This is a genomic window from Streptomyces sediminimaris, from assembly GCF_047049295.1.
GTDB lineage: Bacteria > Actinomycetota > Actinomycetes > Streptomycetales > Streptomycetaceae > Streptomyces > Streptomyces sediminimaris.
In genome coordinates, this window is the sequence record NZ_JBJWOT010000001.1 from 1,522,534 (window position 1) to 1,539,758 (window position 17,225).

Here is a 17,225-nt window from a genome sequence, read left to right on the forward strand (position 1 = left end):
GTGTCTCCTCAGTGCCTTCTCAGTGCCATCTCAGTGCCTTCGCGGTGCCTGCGCGAAGGTCTCTACTGGTTGCCGCAGGTGGACCCGGGAGCCGCGTCCAGCCAGGGCAGATCGTGCCCCATCCGGTCCCGCTTGGTGCGCAGGTAACGGAGGTTGTGCTCACTCGCCTGTACGGGCATCGGCTCCCGGTCGGTGACCTTCAGTCCGTGCGCGAGGAGCGCGTCGGTCTTGCCGGGGTTGTTGGTCATCAGGCGCACGCTGTGCACGCCGAGGTCCCGCAGGATCTGGGCGCCCGCGCCGTAGTCCCGGGCGTCGGCGGGCAGGCCGAGCTCGAGATTGGCGTCGAGGGTGTCGCGGCCGCGCTCCTGGAGCTCGTAGGCGCGCAGCTTGGACAGCAGCCCGATGCCGCGGCCCTCGTGACCGCGCAGATAGACCACCACCCCCCTGCCCTCGGCCCGGATGCGCTCCAGGGAGGCCTCCAGCTGGGGACCGCAGTCGCAGCGCAGGGAGGCGAAGATGTCGCCGGTCAGGCATTCGGAGTGGACGCGGACCAGGACGTCCTCGCCGTCGCCGATCTCGCCGTGGACGAGCGCGACGTGCTCCACGCCGTCGGCGCTGGAGCGGTAGCCGTAGGCCGTGAACTCGCCGTGCGCGGTGGGCAGCCGGGTCTCGGCCTCGCGGCGCACGGTGGGCTCGGCGGTGCGTCGGTAGGCGATGAGGTCCTCGATGGAGATGATGGTCAGGCCGTGCTTGCGGGCGAACGGGATCAGCTCGGGCAGCCGCAGCATGCGCCCGTCCTCACCGGCGATCTCGACGATCGCGCCGGCCGGGCGCAGGCCCGCGAGCCGGGCGAGGTCGACGGCGGCCTCGGTGTGGCCGTTGCGGGTCAGCACGCCGCCGGTCCTGGCGCGCAGCGGGAAGATGTGGCCCGGGCGCACGAGGTCGGACGGCTCGGCGTCGCCGCTCGCCAGCAGCCGGAGCGTGGTGGCGCGGTCGGCGGCCGAGATGCCGGTGCTGACGCCGTGCGCGGCGGAGGCGTCGACGGAGACCGTGAACGCGGTCCTCATCGACTCGGTGTTGTCCTCGACCATCTGCGGCAGTTCGAGCCGGTCCAGTTCCCCGCCCTCCATGGGGGCGCAGATCAGCCCGCGGCACTCGCTCATCATGAAGGCGACGATCTCGGGTGTGACCTTCTCGGCGGCGACGACGAGATCGCCCTCGTTCTCGCGGTCCTCGTCGTCGACCACCACGATCGGGCGGCCGGCCGCGATGTCGGCGACGGCCTGCTCGACGGGGTCGAGGGACCAGTCCTCGATGCCGTCCGTGCTGTAGAGAACGGGTGCCGCGGTCATGCCGGCGCTCCTTCCAGGACGGGCTGCGGCGTCCTGCGGGAGCGCAGCCACCAGTCGCGCATGCCCCACAGGACGAGTGCGCCGTAGATGACGTAGACGAAGCCGGAGAAGGCGTAGCCGTTGGCGAAGTTGAGCGGGACGCCGACGACGTCCACCAGAAGCCAGGCGATCCAGAACTCGACCATGCCGCGGGCCTGCGCGTACATGGCGACGACGGTGCCGACGAAGATGTAGGCGTCCGGCCAGGGGTCCCAGGACAGGGACGGGTAGGCCTTGAACAGCAGGGCGACGGCGACCGTGCCGACGGCGGCGGCGCCGGCCATCGCGCCGCGCTCGCGCCAGGTGGCGAACCGCGGGGCGATGTGGCCGTCCGCCGCCCGGTCCTTGTCGCGGTTCCACCGCCACCAGCCGTACAGGGCGACGACCATGACGACGGTCTGCTTGCCCGCGCTGCCGGCCAGGTGGCCGTAGAAGGCGACGAACAGGACCAGGCCGGAGAGGAACTGCACCGGCCAGGTCAGCAGCGAGCGGCGCCAGCCGAGGGCCAGGGTGATCAGGCCGAGGACGTTGCCGATCATGTCCGACCAGATGATGTGCTGGCCGAGGAGGGTGAACGCCTCGGAGTTCAGCCGGTTCACCTCTCGGCCCCCTGACCGGCGCCGAGGAGCCGCTCGACGTACTTGGCGACGACGTCCACCTCGAGGTTGACCGGGTCGCCGGGCTGCTTGCGGCCGAGCGTGGTCAGGGCGAGGGTGGTCGGGATGAGGCTGACCGTGAAGTGGTCCGGTCCGGCCTCCACCACGGTGAGGCTGATGCCGTCGACCGTGATCGAGCCCTTCTCGACGACGTAGCGGCTCAGGTCCGCGGGGAGCGAGACCTTCACGATCTCCCAGTGCTCGGAGGGCTTGCGCTGGAGGATCTCGCCCGTGCCGTCGACATGGCCCTGCACGATGTGACCACCGAGGCGGGCGCCGACGGCCGTGGGGCGCTCGAGGTTGACGCGGGAGCCGACGGCGAGCGCGCCGAGGCTGGAGCGGTCGAGCGTCTCCGCCATGACGTCGGCGGTGAACTCGTCGCCCTCGTGGTCGACGACGGTGAGGCACACCCCGTTCACGGCGATGGAGTCGCCGTGCTTCGCGCCGTCGGTGACGACGGGGCCGCGCAGCCGGAAGCGGGAGGCGTCGCCGAGGTTCTCGACGGCCGTGACCTCGCCCAGCTCTTCGACGATTCCGGTGAACACTTCCCGGGTCCTCCCTCTTCGGGCACGGACTCCGGGGCTGTCGATGACGACAGAATGAACGAGCGAGGACACCGGGGGCGACGCCGGACGCGTTCGTCCCGTGGGACGAAGCCGATACGGCGGCGCGCACGAATGCCCGCCCGCCGCGCACTGCCTCCCATCCGGACTTTAACCGTCGGTCCAGGAATTTCACCTGGTCAACCGGCCGCTGGAAGCGGTCGGGTCGCGGACTGTAACCGCCGGTTCGGACTTTCACCGACCCCGGAGTGCGCTGCTTCTGGTACAGAGCCAGTGTGCCACGTCCGGTCATCGTCCATACGGACGATCGGTGTGGGTTGGCTCACAGGTTGTGACGCCGGGCTTCTCAACCGGCCGGATCTGCTGGACCCTTTGGTCTAGTCCTTTTGGGCCGCACGATCCGGCCCGGCGGTGGTGACGACGGCCCTTGCCCGCCGCCGGGCCTTCACCTCCCCGGCCGGGCACTCTGGCAGGGTGGTGCCCATGAGCAGCGCGATCGCCGACGAGTTCGAGACGTACCGCCCCCGGCTGTTCGGCCTCGCCTACCGCATGCTCGGTTCGGCCCACGAGGCGGAGGACGCCGTCCAGGACGCGTACCTGCGCTTCAGCGGGGCCGACCGCGCGGGGATCGAGCGCCCGTCGGCCTGGCTCGCGAAGGTCGTCACCAACCTCTGCCTCACCAGGCTCACTTCGGCGCGGGCCCGGCGGGAGAGCTACGTCGGGGTGTGGCTGCCGGAGCCGGTGGTCACCTCGGACGGCACGCTCGGCCCCCTGGAGTCGGCCGAGCAGCGCGAGGCGGTGTCACTCGCGATGCTGGTCCTGCTGGAGCGGCTCGGACCGACCGAGCGCGCGGTGTACGTGCTGCGCGAGGCCTTCGGTTACGGCCACCGCGAGATCGCCGACGCGCTCGGCCTCACCGAGGCCAACTCCCGCCAGCTCTACCGGCGGGCGGTGCGGCGGGTGAGCGAGGAGCGGCCCCGCTTCGAGCCGGAGCCCGAGCGGCAGGAGGAACTCGTCGCCTCCTTCCTCACGGCGGCGCGGGACGGCGATCTGGCCGGCCTGGAGAAGCTGCTGACGGCGGACGTGACCTTCTCCAGCGACGGCGGCGGCAAGGTCCGCGCGGCCCTGCGCGCGGTCGAGGGGCCCGACAAGGTGGCGCGGCTCGCGGCGGGCATCGCCGAGCGGTTCACGGCCGGCCTCTCCTTCACGTGGCTCGAGGTCAACGGCGCGCGGGGGCTGGCCGCCTGGGACGGCGACGTGCTCTTCGGCCTGCTCGCGTTCGAGGTGCGGGACGGCCTGATCGCCCATGTCCGGGCCGTGCTCAACCCGGACAAGCTGGGGTTCGCACGGCGTCAGCTCACCCGCGCGTAGGCGTCTGCCGGAGGCGTCTGTCACATCGCGGACCCGCTGTCCGGTCCGAACTGTCGAGGGGCGTTCCATCCGGGAGCGCCCGGCGTCGAAGGAGCTGAACAGCATGACCACGATCCTGGTGACCGGCGGCACCGGAACCCTCGGCCGGCTCGTCACCGAGCGGTTGCGTGCGGACGGACACGAGGTCAGGGTGCTCAGCCGGCACACCCGGCCGTACGCCGTCGATCTGCGCAAGGGCGGTGCGGGTCTGGACGCGGCGCTCGCGGGCGCCGGCACGGTCGTGCACTGTGCGACCACGCAGACCGGCGGGGACGAGAAGGCCGCCCGGAACCTGATCGAGGCGGCGCGGCGGGCCGGCGTCGGCCACCTGGTCTACATCTCGATCGTCGGCGTCGACCGGGTGCCGTTCCCGTACTACCGGACCAAGCTCGCGGTCGAGCGGATGATCGAGGATTCGGGCCTCGGCTGGACGGTGCTGCGCGCGACCCAGTTCCACGACCTGGCGGTGATGATGTTCAGGGCACTGGCGAAGCTGCCGGTCCTGCTGCTGCCGGCCGGGGTGCGGGACCAGCCCGTCGAGGTGGCCGAAGTCGCCGAGCGGCTGGCCGGGTTGGCCGTACAGGCGCCCGCCGGCCGGGTCGAGGACATGGGCGGGCCCGAGATCCGCACCCTCGGGTCGCTGGCCCGCGCCTGGCTGAGGGCGACCGGGCGCCGGCGGCCGGTGGTCGACGTGCCGCTGCCGGGCAGGACGTACCGGGCGTTTCGCGACGGCGGCCATCTGGCGCCGGAACAGGCCACGGGGAAGGGCACGTTCGAGGAGTACCTGGGGAGGCACCGGGGGGAGCGCGGGGGCCGGGGCCAGGTCCCGACGCCGCGGTAACAGCTCGTGGACGTGGGCGCATCCGGTCTTCGGCGTGGGCGCATCCGGTCTTCGGCGTGGGCGCATCCGGAGGGGACCTACCGCTCCGGGTGCGCGAACAGCTCCTCCTGGGCGCAGTCCCGCGCGGTGAGCAGCGCCCCGCGCAGGACGGCGCCGCCGCCGAGGGTGCCGGGCCGGACCTCGGTGCTCAGCGGAGTCATCCGGCGGACGCGCTCCGCCACCCGCCGGGCGAGCTCCGCACCGCCTGCCTGCCCGACCTCACCGCCGAGCACCACGCATCCGGGATCGAGGACCGCCACGACGGAGGCGACTCCCACGGCGAGCCGGTCGGCGAGCGCGTCGAGGAAACCCTGGGCACCGACGCAGTGCCCGCCACCGGCACCCCCGCCCGGCACCGGACCCGCGCCCCCACCGCGGGCGTCCCCGTCCCGAACGGCACCCGCGCCCCCACCCAGGACCGGACCGGAAACGCCCCCATCCCCAACGGCACCCGCGCCCCCACCCAGGACCGGACCGGAAACGCGCCCATCCTGAACGGGACCCGCCTCCCCGCCCAGAACCCGACCGGCACTCCCGTCCGGAACGGCACCCGCACCCCCACCACGGACCGGACCAGAAGCGCCCCCATCCTGAACGGCACCCGCCTCCCCACCCAGAACCCGACCGGCACTCCCGTCCGGAACGGCACCCGCACCCCCACCACGGACCGGACCAGAAGCGCCCCCATCCCGGACGGGACCCGCATCCGTGCCCCGGACCGTCGCCACCGCCTCGCGCACCACACCCGCGGCGGCCGGCTGTTCGGTCGGGTGCGGGTTCGTCAGCCCGTGTCGCGCCGCCAGTTCCACGATCGCGGCCGAGCCGGCCAGGGAGTGGAAGCCGCCGGCGCAGTCCGTCGCCGAGGGCAGGCCGGGGGTTCCGGGCACCGGCAGGAAACCGATCTCGCCCGCGCCGCCGGAGGCCCCGCGGCGCAGGGCGCCGTCCAGCACCACGGCCGCGCCCGTGCCGTGGCTCAGCCACAGCAGGACGAACGTGTCGCGGTCGCGGGCCACGCCGTCGCGCTGTTCGGCCAGAGCCGCGAGGTTGGCCTCGTTGTCGACGCTGACACGGGCCTCGGGGAACCGGTCCTGGAGGGCGGCGACCAGGCGCCGGTGCCACTCGGGCAGGCCCGAGGAGTCGCGCAGTTCGCCGCTGGCCGGGTCGATGAGGCCGGGGGCGCCGATGCCGACGGTGTGCAGGCGCCCCCCTGCGCGAGCCCTCTGCCCCGGGGGCGCGCCCTCGGCCCCGGCCTCCTTGGCCGCCCGCTCGGCCAGCGCGACCGTCTGCTCCACCACGGGCCCCGTCCCCGTGTCCCCGGCGACCGGGACGGACGCCTCGGCGAGCACCCGGCCCACCAGGTCGGTCACGACCACCGAGACGCCCTCGGTACGGACGTCCAGCGCGGCCAGATGCGCGCGGTCGGCGACGATCCCGTAGAGCCGGGCGTTCGGACCGCGCCGCTGCTCCCCCGCCTCCCCGACCACGGTGATCAGCCCGGACGCGGTGAGGCGGTCCACGAGGTCGGCGACGGTCGGGCGGGAGAGCCCGGTCAGCTGCTTCAACTGCCCCGCCGTGAGCGGGCCCCGGTCCTGGAGCAGGCGCAGGGCGAGCCGGTCGTTGATGGCCCGGGCGGTGCTCGGAGAGGCAGGCATGCCGGGATCCTTCCAGATCGGCGGGACCGCACCGCACGGCGTACGGCAGCCCGCACGGCCAGGGAAAGCCCTGTCTATCAGGCAGGGTTCCTGATAGTTTACCGGGCGCTGGTGGGGAACATGGGGAACTCGGCGGGACCGGGAGGGGCCGGAGAATGAGCGACGTGGTCTACGACCTGCGCGAGGCGAGGCGGGCCCGGTACGCCGTGGCCGCCGTGTTCGCCGTGCACGGAGCCGTCACCGGCTCGTTCGCGACCCGTGTGCCCTGGGTCCAGGACCACGCCTCGCTGAGCGCGGGACAGCTGGGCTTCGCCCTCGCCTTCACCGCGTTCGGCGCCTCCTGCTCCATGCCGCTGGCCGGCCGGATCACCCACCGCTTCGGCAGCCGCGCGGCGCTGCGCGGCCTGATCGCGCTCTGGACGCTGTCCCTGGTCCTGCCGTCCCTCGCGCCGAACCTGCTGACGCTGTGTCTGTCGATGTTCGTGTACGGCGCGAGCGCGGGCATGGCGGACGTCGCCATGAACGCGCTCGGTGTCGAGGTCGAGCGGATGCTCGGCAAGTCGATCATGTCCGGCCTGCACGGCATGTGGAGCGCGGGCGCCCTGATCGGTTCGGCGGCCGGCACCCTCGCCGCGCACCTGCGCGCGGACGCCCGCCTGCACTTCGCGCTGGCCGCGGCGGCGCTGACGTTCCTCGGTCTGCTGGCCTGCCGCTGGGTGCTCGACCTCCAGCCCGCCGAGGACGAGGAGCCGCCGCCGAGGTTCGCACTGCCGCCGAAGTCCGCGCTGCTGATCGGCGCCGTCGGCTTCTGCGCGGTGTTCGCGGAGGGCGCGAGCCTGGACTGGTCGGCGGTCTACCTGCGCGACCGGCTGGAGACCTCGGCGGGGCTCGCGGCCGCGTGCACCACCGGCTTCATGCTCACCATGGCGGTGGCCCGGCTGGTGGGCGACGCGGTGGTCAACCGCTTCGGCGCGGTCCGCACGGTCCGGGCGGGCGGGGCCCTCGCCGTCGCCGGCGGCCTGCTGATCGTCGTCGCCGGTCATCCGGCGGTGGCGATGACCGGGTTCGCGCTGATGGGTCTCGGCATCGCCGTCGTGGTACCGCTGTGTTTCGCGGCGGCCGGACACAGCGGCCCGAACCCGAGCCAGGCCATCGCGGGCGTCGCGACGATCACCTACACCTCGGGCCTGATCGCGCCGAGCCTGATCGGCGGGGTGGCCCAGGCCACGAACCTGACGGTGTCGTTCATGCTGGTGACGGCCCTGGCGTGCGGACTCGCGGTGTTCGCGGGCGTCCTGCGGGCGGGCGCGCGCGACCGCCCGCGGATCGGCCGGCCCACCGCGGCGGTCCCCGACCCGCGCCCCTGAGCCGGCCGCACGCGACCACGCGAGCCTCCCCCGGGCGCCGGCGGCACAGCGGCGGACACCCGCGTCCGCCCCGGCCGCCGGGAACCCGGCCGACCGGTAGCCGCCCACAACCCCGGGAGGCGGCGTCTGGGAGGGGGCCCTCGAGCGGCGGGGACGACAGAGCGGTGGGGCACGACGACGACAGGCCGTGGGCGTGCCACGGGCCGAAGGCGGCACGGCGCGTTCCCCCGATCCGGTCAAGCCCCGGGCCCGCCTGCCCGCCCCACGGCCCGGGGCTGGGACGCTTCCTCCATGGCGCGATCGCAACAGGTCACCACATCCGTAGACACGGTCGTCTCCCGGCTGCGCGCCCTCGACGCGAGCCTGCCCGCGCGGGACGGCGTCGCGGTCTTCAACCGTGTCTACCTCGCCGTCACCGAGGCCGTCGACCGGCGCATCGACACCGGCGGGTTCACCGACGCGCGGGCCGCGACCACGCTGGACGTACGGTTCGCGGAGCGCTACCTCGCCGCCGTCGACGCGGTGGACGACGGGCGGCGGGCACCGGCCTGCTGGCGGCCCCTGTTCCAGTTCCGCCGCCATCCCGGCGTACGTCCGCTGCAGTTCGCGCTGGCGGGCATCAACGCGCACATCGGCCACGACCTGGCGCTCGCCGTGGTCGACAGCTGCCGTGCGCTGCGCTGCGAACCGGCCGACCTGGAGGACGAGTTCGACCGCGTGGGCGATCTCCTCGTCTCGCTGGAGGAGCGCGTCCGCGAGGAACTGATGCCGGGTCCCGACCTGCTGCAGATCGCCGACCCGCTCACGCACCTGCTGGGCTCCTGGAGCCTGGAGCGGGCCCGGGAGGCCACCTGGTCGGCGGCGCGGGCCCTGTGGGCACTGCGCGGACTGCCCGATGTGGCCGAGGCGTTCACCGAGCGCCTGGACGCGGCGGTGGGGTTCGCGGGACGCATGCTGCTCACACCCCTGCCCTGAGCGGCGCGGCAATCCGGCTCCGGCGGCGCCCTCAGTCCTCCGGCAGCTCGACCGGCGCGATCTCGTCGTACAGGTCGCCCGGGCCCGGGTTGCTCGGGTCGGTCTCGCCGCCGAGGTGGTGCATGACGCCCCAGACGGCGTTCAGCGCGGTCTGGACGGCGCCCTCGGCCCAGCCGGCCGTCCAGGAGATGTCGTCGCCGGCCAGGAAGATGCCCCGCTTGTCCTCGGGCAGCCGGTCCTGCATGAAATGCGTGAACAGGCGCCGCTGGTAGCGGTAGTGGCCGGGCAGGTTCGCCTTGAACGCGCCCATGAAGTACGGCTCGTTCTCCCACGACACGGTCACCGGGCTGCCGATGATGTGCTTCCGGATGTCGACCTTCGGGTAGATCTCGCCGAGCGACTTCAGCATCACCTCCATCCGCTCGTTCGCGGACAGCGGCAGCCACTTCAGGCTGTCGTCGCACCAGGTGTAGGAGAGGCAGATGACGGCGGGCCGGTCCGGGCCGTCGTCCAGGAGGTACGTCCCGCGCGTCATACGGTCGGTGAGCGTCATCGACATGACGTCCCGGCCGGTCGGGTCGCCCTTGTCGTCGACGGCCCCGTCCAGCCAGAACGGCCGGTCGACGGGGACGAACAGCTTGGAGCTCTCCATGTAGTGGGTGCGCTCGATGGCGGTCCAGTGGTCGATCGGGAAGAGCGAGTCGTCGCAGGCGATCTTCGACAGCAGCATCCAGGACTGGGCGGTGAAGATCGCCGCCCGGTAGGTGCGGATGTCACCGCCGGCGTCGGTCACGGTGATCCGGTTGCCGGCGGTGCGGTGCAGCCGGGTGACGGCCGGCCGGGGTTCGCCGTCGACGTGCAGCGACTTCAGGGACGTCCCGTACGGCCAGTGCACGATCTTCTCCGGCGCGCGCTCCCAGAGCCGCAGCGGCAGCTGCTGGGAGCCGCCGACGATGCCGCGGTGGTGGTCGTCGGCCTCGGTGTAGACGACCCGCAGGATCTCCAGGATGGAGTTGGGGAAGTCGGTGTCCCAGCCGCCGGTGCCGAAGCCGACCTGGCCGAAGATCTCCCGGTGGCGGAAGGACCTGAAGGCCTCGGAGTCGCAGAGGAAGCCGTAGAAGGTCTGGTTGTCGAGCTTCTCGACGAGCTTCGCCCAGATCTCGCGGATGCGCGGCACGTCCCGCTCGCGCAGCGCGCGGTTCATGCCGGAGAAGTCGGCGCCCTCCTCGAGGCACCGGTTCCAGGCGTCGGCGACGTCGCGGTAGACCTGCGGCAGGTCGTCGATCGTCTCGGCGTAGTGCGACTCGCCCTTGAGGTCGACGACCGTCGAGGGGGTCGCCTCGGCGAGGGGGTTGGGGAACGGGCGGGTCTCGAGCCCCACCAGGTCGATGTAGTGCTGCAGGGCCGTGGAGGACGGCGGGAAGCGCATGGCGCCCATCTCCGCGGTCAGCCCCTCGGTGCCGGCGCCCTCGAAGCCCACCGTGCGCAGCCGTCCGCCGATCCGGTCGGCCTCGTACACGACGGGCCTGAGGCCCATCTTCATCAGCTCGTAGGCGGCGACGATGCCGGACAGCCCGCCGCCGATGACCGCGACCTCGGTGCCGTGCCCGGTCGCCGGTATCTGGCCCAGGCCCGCCGGGTGGGCGAGAAAGTCGTCGTAGGCGTATGGGAAGTCCGGGCCGAACATGGTGATCGGCGGCTGCTGCGGCTCGTCTGCGTGCTCGACGGCGTTGGGCACGGTGGACGTCATGGGGTACGGACTCCTTGCGGGAAGGCGCGGGGAAGAACTCGGGGGGAGGCTCGGCGGGTCAGACGAGGGACCCGTACAGGCCGGGGCGGCGGTCCTGCAGGTACGGGTTCGCCTCGCGGGAGGCGGCGAGGAAGGCGGGGTCGGCGTCGGCGAGGAGGAGGTCCTCACCGCGCCCGGCGCGGACGCGCGCGATCCCGTCGGGACCGGCCAGCGCGGAGAGGCCGACGAAGTCGAACTCCCCTTCCCGGCCGGCCCGGTTGACGTAGGCGACGTACATCTGGTTCTCGAAGGCGCGCACCGGGATCATCGACTCGGCGACGAACTGGAAGGGGTGCATCTGCGCCGTCGGCACGACGAGGAGGTCGGTGCCGGCCAGGGCGTGGGCGCGGACGTTCTCCGGGAACTCGACGTCGTAGCAGATCATGAGGCCGAGGGTCAGCCCGCCCAGTTCGGCCTGGACGACCGGCTGCTCGCCCGGTGCGAAGTGGGCGCGCTCGAAGGGGCCGAAGAGGTGGGTCTTGCGGTAGTTCGCGAGGCGCTCGCCGCCCGCGGAGATCAGCTGGGCGGAGTTGAGGACCGTGTCCCCCTCGCGCTCCGGGTAGCCGTAGGCGATCGCCAGGCCGTGCCGGCCGGCGAGGTCGGCGATCGCGTCCGCGGAGTCGCCGTCGGCCGGCTCGGCGAGGCGGGCGATGTCGTCGCCGATCGCGTACCCGGTCAGGAACATCTCCGGTGCGGCCAGCAGCGCGGCGCCCGCGGCGGCGGCACGGCCCGCGGCCGCGTCGAGGACCTTGAGGTTCTCGGCGACGGAGCCGGGGCGGCCGGAGCTCTGGAGCAGGGCGGTGCGCATGCGTGTTCCTCACCGGTACGGGTGCGTGTGGGGGGCAATTAGACGGTACGGTCGCCCGCCTCGCACCGGCAAGCAGGAGCCGTTGCGCGCCGGTGAGCGGTTCGTTGCGTCGGAGGTCCGTGCGGCGGCGATTCGTTGCGCCGCCGGCCGCGCCGCCGGCCGGGCCGGAGGCGGCCTACGGCACGGCCTGCCGGGGCCGCCGCCGGCCCCCGAGCACCAGCAGCGCCGCCGTCGCCAAATACGGCAGCGCGAACAGCGCGAAGGCCGTACTGTGCGCGCTCCTCGACGCCACGGCCGCGTACAGGCCGTAGACGACGACGGTCGCGAGATCGCCGCCCAGGCCCGCCACCGAGGTCATGGTGGCCCGGGCCGTGTCGTCGATGCGGCGCTGGAGCCGGACGTCGGCCAGCACGGTCGCCAGCTGGAAGCCGCCGAAGGCGAGGGCCACGAGGCAGAGGGCGAGAGGGGTCCGCGCCGCGGCTCCCACGGCCAGGGCGAGCGCGGCACCCGTGAGCACCGCCGCGAGTCCCGCCGTGCCCAGGCGCCCGCACGGCCCGGCGAGCAGGCTTCCGGCGCTCGCCCCGGCCCAGATCAGCAGGAGCAGATACGGAACCGTCGCCTCGGCCACGCCGGTGTCCCGCACCAGCAGCGGCGTGTACTCGTCCAGCGCCTCCCACACGGCCCCGACCGCGGGCACGAGCAGCAGCGCGCCGCGCAGCGAGCGGTCGCGGCGCACCCCGGCCAGCCCGTCCCGCAGGGTCGTGGCCCAGCCCCCGCCCCCGTGCTCCCCCGCCGCCCGGTTCTCGGGGAACCGGCCCGCCGTCAGGGCGCTCGCCAGACAGGCCAGCACGCTCGCCGCGCCCACGGCCGGGTAGCCGCCCCGGGCGAGGACGGGGCCGGCGAGCCCCATCGCCGCCATGACCGCGAGCAGGCCCGCGGCCCGGGCCCGGCCCATGACGCGGGGGTAGCGCCCGGCCGCGCCGAGCCGCTGCAGCTCCTCGTAGACCAGCGCCTCCAGGGCGCCGGAGACGAGCGCTCCGCGCGTGCCCCACAGGAAGAAGCCCAGGGCGAACGCCCAGTACGAGGGGGTGAGCACCCACAGGGCGAAGCCGACGGCGGTGAGCAGCGGGCCGAGCCGGAGCAGCAGGCGCCGGGAGACGGCGTCGGCCCAGGCGCCGGAGGGCACTTCGAGCAGGACACCGGTGAGGGACCAGACGGCGAAGAGGGAGGAGATCTGCCACAGGGACAGGCCGGTGTCGCTGAACAGCAGCGCGTACACCGGGTAGAGCAGGACGAAGTCGTCGAGGAACGCGTAGCCGTACAGCGTGGCCGTGAGCCGGCGGACGCCGGCGGTGGCGGGCACGCGCGCAGGTGAGAGTGTCATGAGGCCTTCCCGCAGGGACGGATCGGACGCCGGGGGTACGGCGTCCGAGGCGGCCCTCGGGAGGCACGGCCGGTGGATCAATGTCGCCAGGTCATGGGACCGATGGTAGGCGGCCCCGGCGCGGGCGGCCGGGGAATTACGTCGGTGACCCCGACGAGAAGCGGCGCAGCAGGGGCGACAGCACCAGCACGGACTTGGTGCGCTCGACGAACGGTTCCCCGGCGATGCGCTCCAGCACCCGCTCGAAGTGCCGCATGTCGGAGGCGAAGACCTGGACGACGGCGTCGGCGTCGCCGGTGACGGTCGAGGCGGCGACGACCTCCTGGTAGCGCTCCAGACCCCGCCGGATGGTCTCCGGCGAGGTGTTGTGCCGGCAGTAGATCTCGACGAACCCCTCGGTCTCCCAGCCGAGGGCCCCGGGGTCCACTCGTACGGTGAAGCCGGTGATGGCCCCGGTGGCGCGCAGCCGGTCCACGCGCCGTTTCACGGCGGGGGCGGAGAGGCCCACGAGCTGCCCGATGTCCGCGTAGGAGCGGCGGGCGTCCTCGGCGAGGGCGTGCACGATGCGTTCGTCGAGATCGTTCAGCACTGCTGGTGGTTCACTTCTCTTCAGGCGCGAGGGTCTCTTCGGGCGCGAGGGCTTCGGGCACGGCGAGACGGGAGCGGCGGTGGCCGTACCCGAAGTAGACCACGAGCCCGGCCGCCATCCAGACCCCGAAGACCACCCAGGTGACCGCGGACAGGCTGCCCATCATCCAGACGCAGAAGGCGAATCCCAGGGCCGGCAGGAGCGGCGAGAGCGGGACGCGGAAGGTGCGGTTCATGGCCGGGCGGGTGCGGCGCAGCACCACCACGGCGACGTTGACCAGCGCGAAGGCGAAGAGGGTGCCGATGCTGGTGGCGTCGGCGAGCTGGCCGAGCGGGATCGCGGCGGCGAGGACGCCGCAGAACAGCGAGACGATGACGGTGTTGGCGCGCGGCGCGCCCGTCTTCGGGTGGACCTTCGCGAACACCTTGGGCACCAGGCCGTCGCGGGACATCGCGAACAGGATGCGGGTCTGGCCGTAGAGCACGGTCAGCACGACGCTCGCGATGGCGATGACCGCGCAGGCGGCGAGCAGCGTGCCCCAGAAGGTCTGGCCGGTGACCTCGCGCATGATCTGGGCGAGGGCGGCCTCGGAGTCGTTGAACCGCTGCCAGGGCTTGGCGCCGACGGCGACGGCGGCGACGAGGACGTACAGCGCGGTGACGACGACCAGCGACAGCATGATCGCGCGGGGCAGGTCGCGCTGTGCGTTCTTCGCCTCCTCGCCGGCGGTGGAGGCGGCGTCGAAGCCGATGTAGGAGAAGAAGAGCGTGGCACCGGCCGCGCTGACCCCGGCCATGCCGAGCGGCATGAAGTGGGCGTAGTTGCCGGACCGGAAGCCCTGGACGCCGATGGCGCAGAACAGCACCAGCGCGGCGATCTTCACACAGACCATGATCGTGTTGGCGCGGGCGGACTCCCGGGCGCCGCCCAGCAGGAACGCCATGGCCAGCAGGACCACGATCAGCGCGGGCAGGTTGAAGAGGCCGCCGTCACCGGGCGGGGCGGACAGGGCGTCCGGGATGGTGACGCCGATGGTGCCGTCGAGGAGTTCGTTGAGGTACTCGCCCCAGCCGACGGCCACGGCGGCGACCGAGACGCCGTACTCCAGGACCAGGCACCAGCCGCAGATCCAGGCGATCAGCTCGCCCAGCGTTGCGTATGCGTACGAGTACGAGGACCCGGCGACCGGGATGGTGCCCGCGAGCTCGGCGTACGACAGCGCCGAGAAGAGCGCCGTCAGGCCGGCGATCACGAAGGAGAGGGTCACGGCCGGGCCGGCCTTGGGGACGGCCTCGCCGAGGACGACGAAGATGCCGGTGCCGAGGGTGGCACCGATGCTGATCATGGTGAGCTGCCACAGCCCGAGGGAGCGGCGCAGGGTCCCTCCCTCGCCCTGCCCGCCCTCCGCGACCAGGCGCTCCACCGGCTTGCGGCGCATGAGGCGCGCGCCGAAGCCCGGGGACGGCGGGGCGGTGGTGGTGCGGTCGTGCGGGGGTGCGCCTTGGTCGAGCACGCGCTGACTCCTTCGTCACTGCCATGAGGGCTGCGGGGACCGGCGGCATCCCTGCGTGAGCAGGGACCCACCGAGCGGGGTCCCCGCCACGCCATGTACAGCGCATGACCCTACGGGGCCGCCCTTCGCGGGCGTAATGCAGCAACCTTGCACATCAGCGCAAGTTCGTTGCGTTCCGTCTCGGCGGCCCGACCGTTCGTTGCACGCGGGCGGGCGCTCGCCTCACATCCAGCTGGCGTGCAGCGGCTGGCCCTCGGCGTAGCCCGCGGCGCTCTGGATGCCGACGACGGCCCGCTCGGCGAACTCCTCCAGGGAGTTCGCGCCGGCGTAGGTGCACGAGGAGCGCACGCCCGCGACGATCGAGTCGATGAGGTCCTCCACGCCGGGGCGGGCCGGGTCGAGGAACATGCGGGAGGTGGAGATGCCCTCCTCGAAGAGCGCCTTGCGGGCGCGGTCGTAGGCCGACTCCTCCGAGGTGCGGTTGCGGACCGCGCGTGCCGAGGCCATGCCGAAGGACTCCTTGTAGAGCCGGCCGCCGGCATCCTGCTGCAGGTCGCCCGGGGACTCGTAGGTGCCCGCGAACCAGGAGCCGATCATCACGTTGGACGCGCCGGCCGCCAGCGCCATGGCGACGTCGCGCGGGTGGCGGACACCGCCGTCGGCCCACACGTGCTTGCCGTACTTCCTCGCCTCGGCGGCGCACTCCAGGACCGCGGAGAACTGCGGCCGGCCGACGCCGGTCATCATGCGGGTGGTGCACATCGCGCCCGGGCCGACGCCGACCTTGACGATGTCCGCGCCCGCCTCGATCAGGTCCCGCACACCCTGCGCGGCGACGATGTTCCCGGCCACGATGGGGACCCGCGGGTCGAGCGCCCGCACCACCCTGATCGCGCCGATCATCGACTCCTGGTGGCCGTGCGCGGTGTCGATGACGAGCGTGTCGACGCCCGCGTCGAGGAGTTGCTTGGCCTTGCCCGCCACGTCGCCGTTGATGCCCACGGCGGCGGCGATGCGCAGTCTGCCGTGCGCGTCGACGGCGGGGGTGTAGAGCGTGGCGCGCAGGGCGCCCTTGCGGGTGAGGATGCCCGCGAGGCGGCCGCCCTCGTCGACGGCGGGGGCGTAGCGCCGGTTGGCGGTGTCGAGGCGGTTGAACGCCTCGCGCGGGTCGATGCCGGCGTCCAGGAGCAGCAGGTCCCGGGACATGACGACCTCGAGCTGGGTGAAGCGGTCGACGCCGGTCAGGTCCCGGTCGGTGACGACGCCGACGGGCCGGCCGTCGCCGTCGACGACGACACCGGCGTTGTGCGCGCGCTTGGGCAGCAGGGAGAGCGCGTCGGCGACGGTCTGGTGCGGGGCCAGCACGATCGGGGTGTCGAGGACGAGGTGGCGGCTCTTCACCCAGGAGACGACTTCGGTGACCACGTCGATCGGGATGTCCTGCGGGATGACCACGAGGCCGCCGCGCCGGGCCATCGTCTCGGCCATGCGGCGGCCGGCGATGGCCGTCATGTTGGCGACGACCAGCGGGATCGTGGTGCCCGTGCCGTCCGGGGAGCTGAGGTCCACACCCTGCCGCGAGCCGACGGCGCTGCGGCGCGGCACCATGAAGACGTCGTCGTACGTCAGGTCGTACGCGGGCCGGATGTCGTTGAGGAAACGCACGTGCTGCACATCCCAGTCGATCAGAGGTGGCCCCCGGACAGGTCAGCCAGGGGGAAGAGCACGTACTTCATTGTCCCATGTCGGCTGGAATGCGATGCCCGGGCGGATCGTCCAGGCAGGTCAGGGGGCTACTGGGAGGATCCTCCAAGCGCGAGCGCCACGGAGAGCGCGGGGGTCCGGTCGACCGCCTCCGTGAAGACCTCCTGGGCGGTCCGCCACTCCTCGGGCCGCGCGGTCGCGTACGGCCGCCAGCCGCGTACGACCAGCAGCAGCCCCCGCTCGGCCGCGTCCTCGGGCCAGACCGTGCGGTCGCGGAGGCTGTCGGAGAGGGCGTCCCAGTTGCGGCCGAACCAGCCGGGCAGCCGCAGGGCGCGCGCACAGCGGTCCATCAGGCCCGCCTTGTCCGTGACCCCGTCGAGGTCGAGCGTGACGACGAGCTCCGTCATTGCGGCACCGCCTGATCGAGTCGTGGTGGTCGTCGGCGTGCTGGTCGTCGGCGTGGTGGACCGTGCGGCGGGCGCCGGGCCGGTGCAGGGGGCGGCGGGAGGACGAGCCGCGGCACCGGGTCGGCGATGCCACCGCG

The 17,225-nt window shown here is 73.1% G+C and carries 15 protein-coding genes and 1 riboswitch; of the genes, 4 read left to right on the forward strand and 11 right to left on the reverse strand.

Translation table 11 applies throughout. The features are described 5' to 3' along the window. Positions 1-62: 62 nt before the first annotated feature. From ACJ9NR_RS07085 to ACJ9NR_RS07095, 3 genes are read right to left on the reverse strand one after another with little or no spacing between them, the layout of a single operon-like run. Positions 63-1,352: a bifunctional 3,4-dihydroxy-2-butanone-4-phosphate synthase/GTP cyclohydrolase II gene (locus ACJ9NR_RS07085; protein WP_412489162.1), complete on the reverse strand. Its 1,290-nt coding sequence runs from the start codon at positions 1,350-1,352 to the stop codon at positions 63-65. After that, positions 1,349-1,990, reverse strand: coding sequence for a nicotinamide riboside transporter PnuC (pnuC, locus tag ACJ9NR_RS07090; RefSeq protein ID WP_412489161.1), 642 nt, complete (start codon positions 1,988-1,990; stop codon positions 1,349-1,351). Before pnuC ends, ACJ9NR_RS07085 begins: the two co-directional genes overlap by 4 nt. After that, positions 1,987-2,592 (reverse strand): riboflavin synthase, encoded by a 606-nt coding sequence (locus ACJ9NR_RS07095; RefSeq protein WP_412489160.1) that lies wholly within the window; start codon positions 2,590-2,592, stop codon positions 1,987-1,989. The genes pnuC and ACJ9NR_RS07095 overlap by 4 nt, the downstream gene beginning before the upstream one ends. Positions 2,593-2,735: 143 nt before the next feature. Beyond that, positions 2,736-2,866: riboswitch (FMN riboswitch) on the reverse strand. Between the two features lie 227 nt (positions 2,867-3,093). On the opposite strand from ACJ9NR_RS07095, the gene ACJ9NR_RS07100 reads away from it, so the two are divergent. Continuing rightward, the gene (locus tag ACJ9NR_RS07100) at positions 3,094-3,981 is read left to right on the forward strand and encodes an RNA polymerase sigma-70 factor (protein WP_412489159.1); all 888 of its coding nucleotides are present in this window, start codon (positions 3,094-3,096) and stop codon (positions 3,979-3,981) included. A gap of 103 nt (positions 3,982-4,084) precedes the next feature. Continuing rightward, complete coding sequence (locus ACJ9NR_RS07105) at positions 4,085-4,861, forward strand: SDR family oxidoreductase (RefSeq protein WP_412489158.1); 777 nt, start codon at positions 4,085-4,087, stop codon at positions 4,859-4,861. Positions 4,862-4,938: 77 nt separating this feature from the next. Here ACJ9NR_RS07105 and ACJ9NR_RS07110 read toward each other — a convergent pair whose 3' ends face one another. Then, complete coding sequence (locus ACJ9NR_RS07110; protein ID WP_412489157.1) at positions 4,939-6,552, reverse strand: ROK family transcriptional regulator; 1,614 nt, start codon at positions 6,550-6,552, stop codon at positions 4,939-4,941. A 155-nt stretch (positions 6,553-6,707) separates the two neighbouring features. Here ACJ9NR_RS07110 and ACJ9NR_RS07115 point away from each other — a divergent pair, with 155 nt between their 5' ends. Together ACJ9NR_RS07115 and ACJ9NR_RS07120 are read left to right on the forward strand one after the other, a co-directional pair. Further along, positions 6,708-7,919, forward strand: a complete 1,212-nt coding sequence (locus tag ACJ9NR_RS07115; protein WP_412489156.1) for an MFS transporter — start codon at positions 6,708-6,710, stop codon at positions 7,917-7,919. Between the two features lie 291 nt (positions 7,920-8,210). Next, the gene (locus tag ACJ9NR_RS07120; protein ID WP_412489155.1) at positions 8,211-8,894 is read left to right on the forward strand and encodes a DUF5995 family protein; all 684 of its coding nucleotides are present in this window, start codon (positions 8,211-8,213) and stop codon (positions 8,892-8,894) included. 31 nt (positions 8,895-8,925) lie between these two features. On the opposite strand, the gene ACJ9NR_RS07125 is transcribed toward ACJ9NR_RS07120, so the two are convergent. The 7 genes from ACJ9NR_RS07125 to ACJ9NR_RS07155 form a co-directional block, all read right to left on the reverse strand. Then, the gene (locus tag ACJ9NR_RS07125; RefSeq protein ID WP_412489154.1) at positions 8,926-10,644 is read right to left on the reverse strand and encodes a flavin monoamine oxidase family protein; all 1,719 of its coding nucleotides are present in this window, start codon (positions 10,642-10,644) and stop codon (positions 8,926-8,928) included. A gap of 58 nt (positions 10,645-10,702) precedes the next feature. After that, the gene (locus ACJ9NR_RS07130) at positions 10,703-11,491 is read right to left on the reverse strand and encodes a carbon-nitrogen hydrolase family protein (protein WP_412489153.1); all 789 of its coding nucleotides are present in this window, start codon (positions 11,489-11,491) and stop codon (positions 10,703-10,705) included. 175 nt (positions 11,492-11,666) lie between these two features. Beyond that, on the reverse strand, positions 11,667-12,875 hold the full coding sequence (locus ACJ9NR_RS07135; RefSeq protein WP_412489152.1) for an MFS transporter: 1,209 nt from the start codon (positions 12,873-12,875) through the stop codon (positions 11,667-11,669). A gap of 136 nt (positions 12,876-13,011) precedes the next feature. Next, entirely contained in the window at positions 13,012-13,464 is a 453-nt protein-coding gene (locus ACJ9NR_RS07140) for an Lrp/AsnC family transcriptional regulator (protein WP_108011304.1), read from the reverse strand. A gap of 10 nt (positions 13,465-13,474) precedes the next feature. After that, on the reverse strand, positions 13,475-14,977 hold the full coding sequence (locus ACJ9NR_RS07145; protein WP_412489151.1) for an amino acid permease: 1,503 nt from the start codon (positions 14,975-14,977) through the stop codon (positions 13,475-13,477). 222 nt (positions 14,978-15,199) lie between these two features. Beyond that, the gene (locus ACJ9NR_RS07150) at positions 15,200-16,642 is read right to left on the reverse strand and encodes a GuaB1 family IMP dehydrogenase-related protein (protein ID WP_412490497.1); all 1,443 of its coding nucleotides are present in this window, start codon (positions 16,640-16,642) and stop codon (positions 15,200-15,202) included. A gap of 128 nt (positions 16,643-16,770) precedes the next feature. After that, on the reverse strand, positions 16,771-17,088 hold the full coding sequence (locus ACJ9NR_RS07155) for a barstar family protein (RefSeq protein ID WP_412489150.1): 318 nt from the start codon (positions 17,086-17,088) through the stop codon (positions 16,771-16,773). Positions 17,089-17,225: the final 137 nt, after the last annotated feature.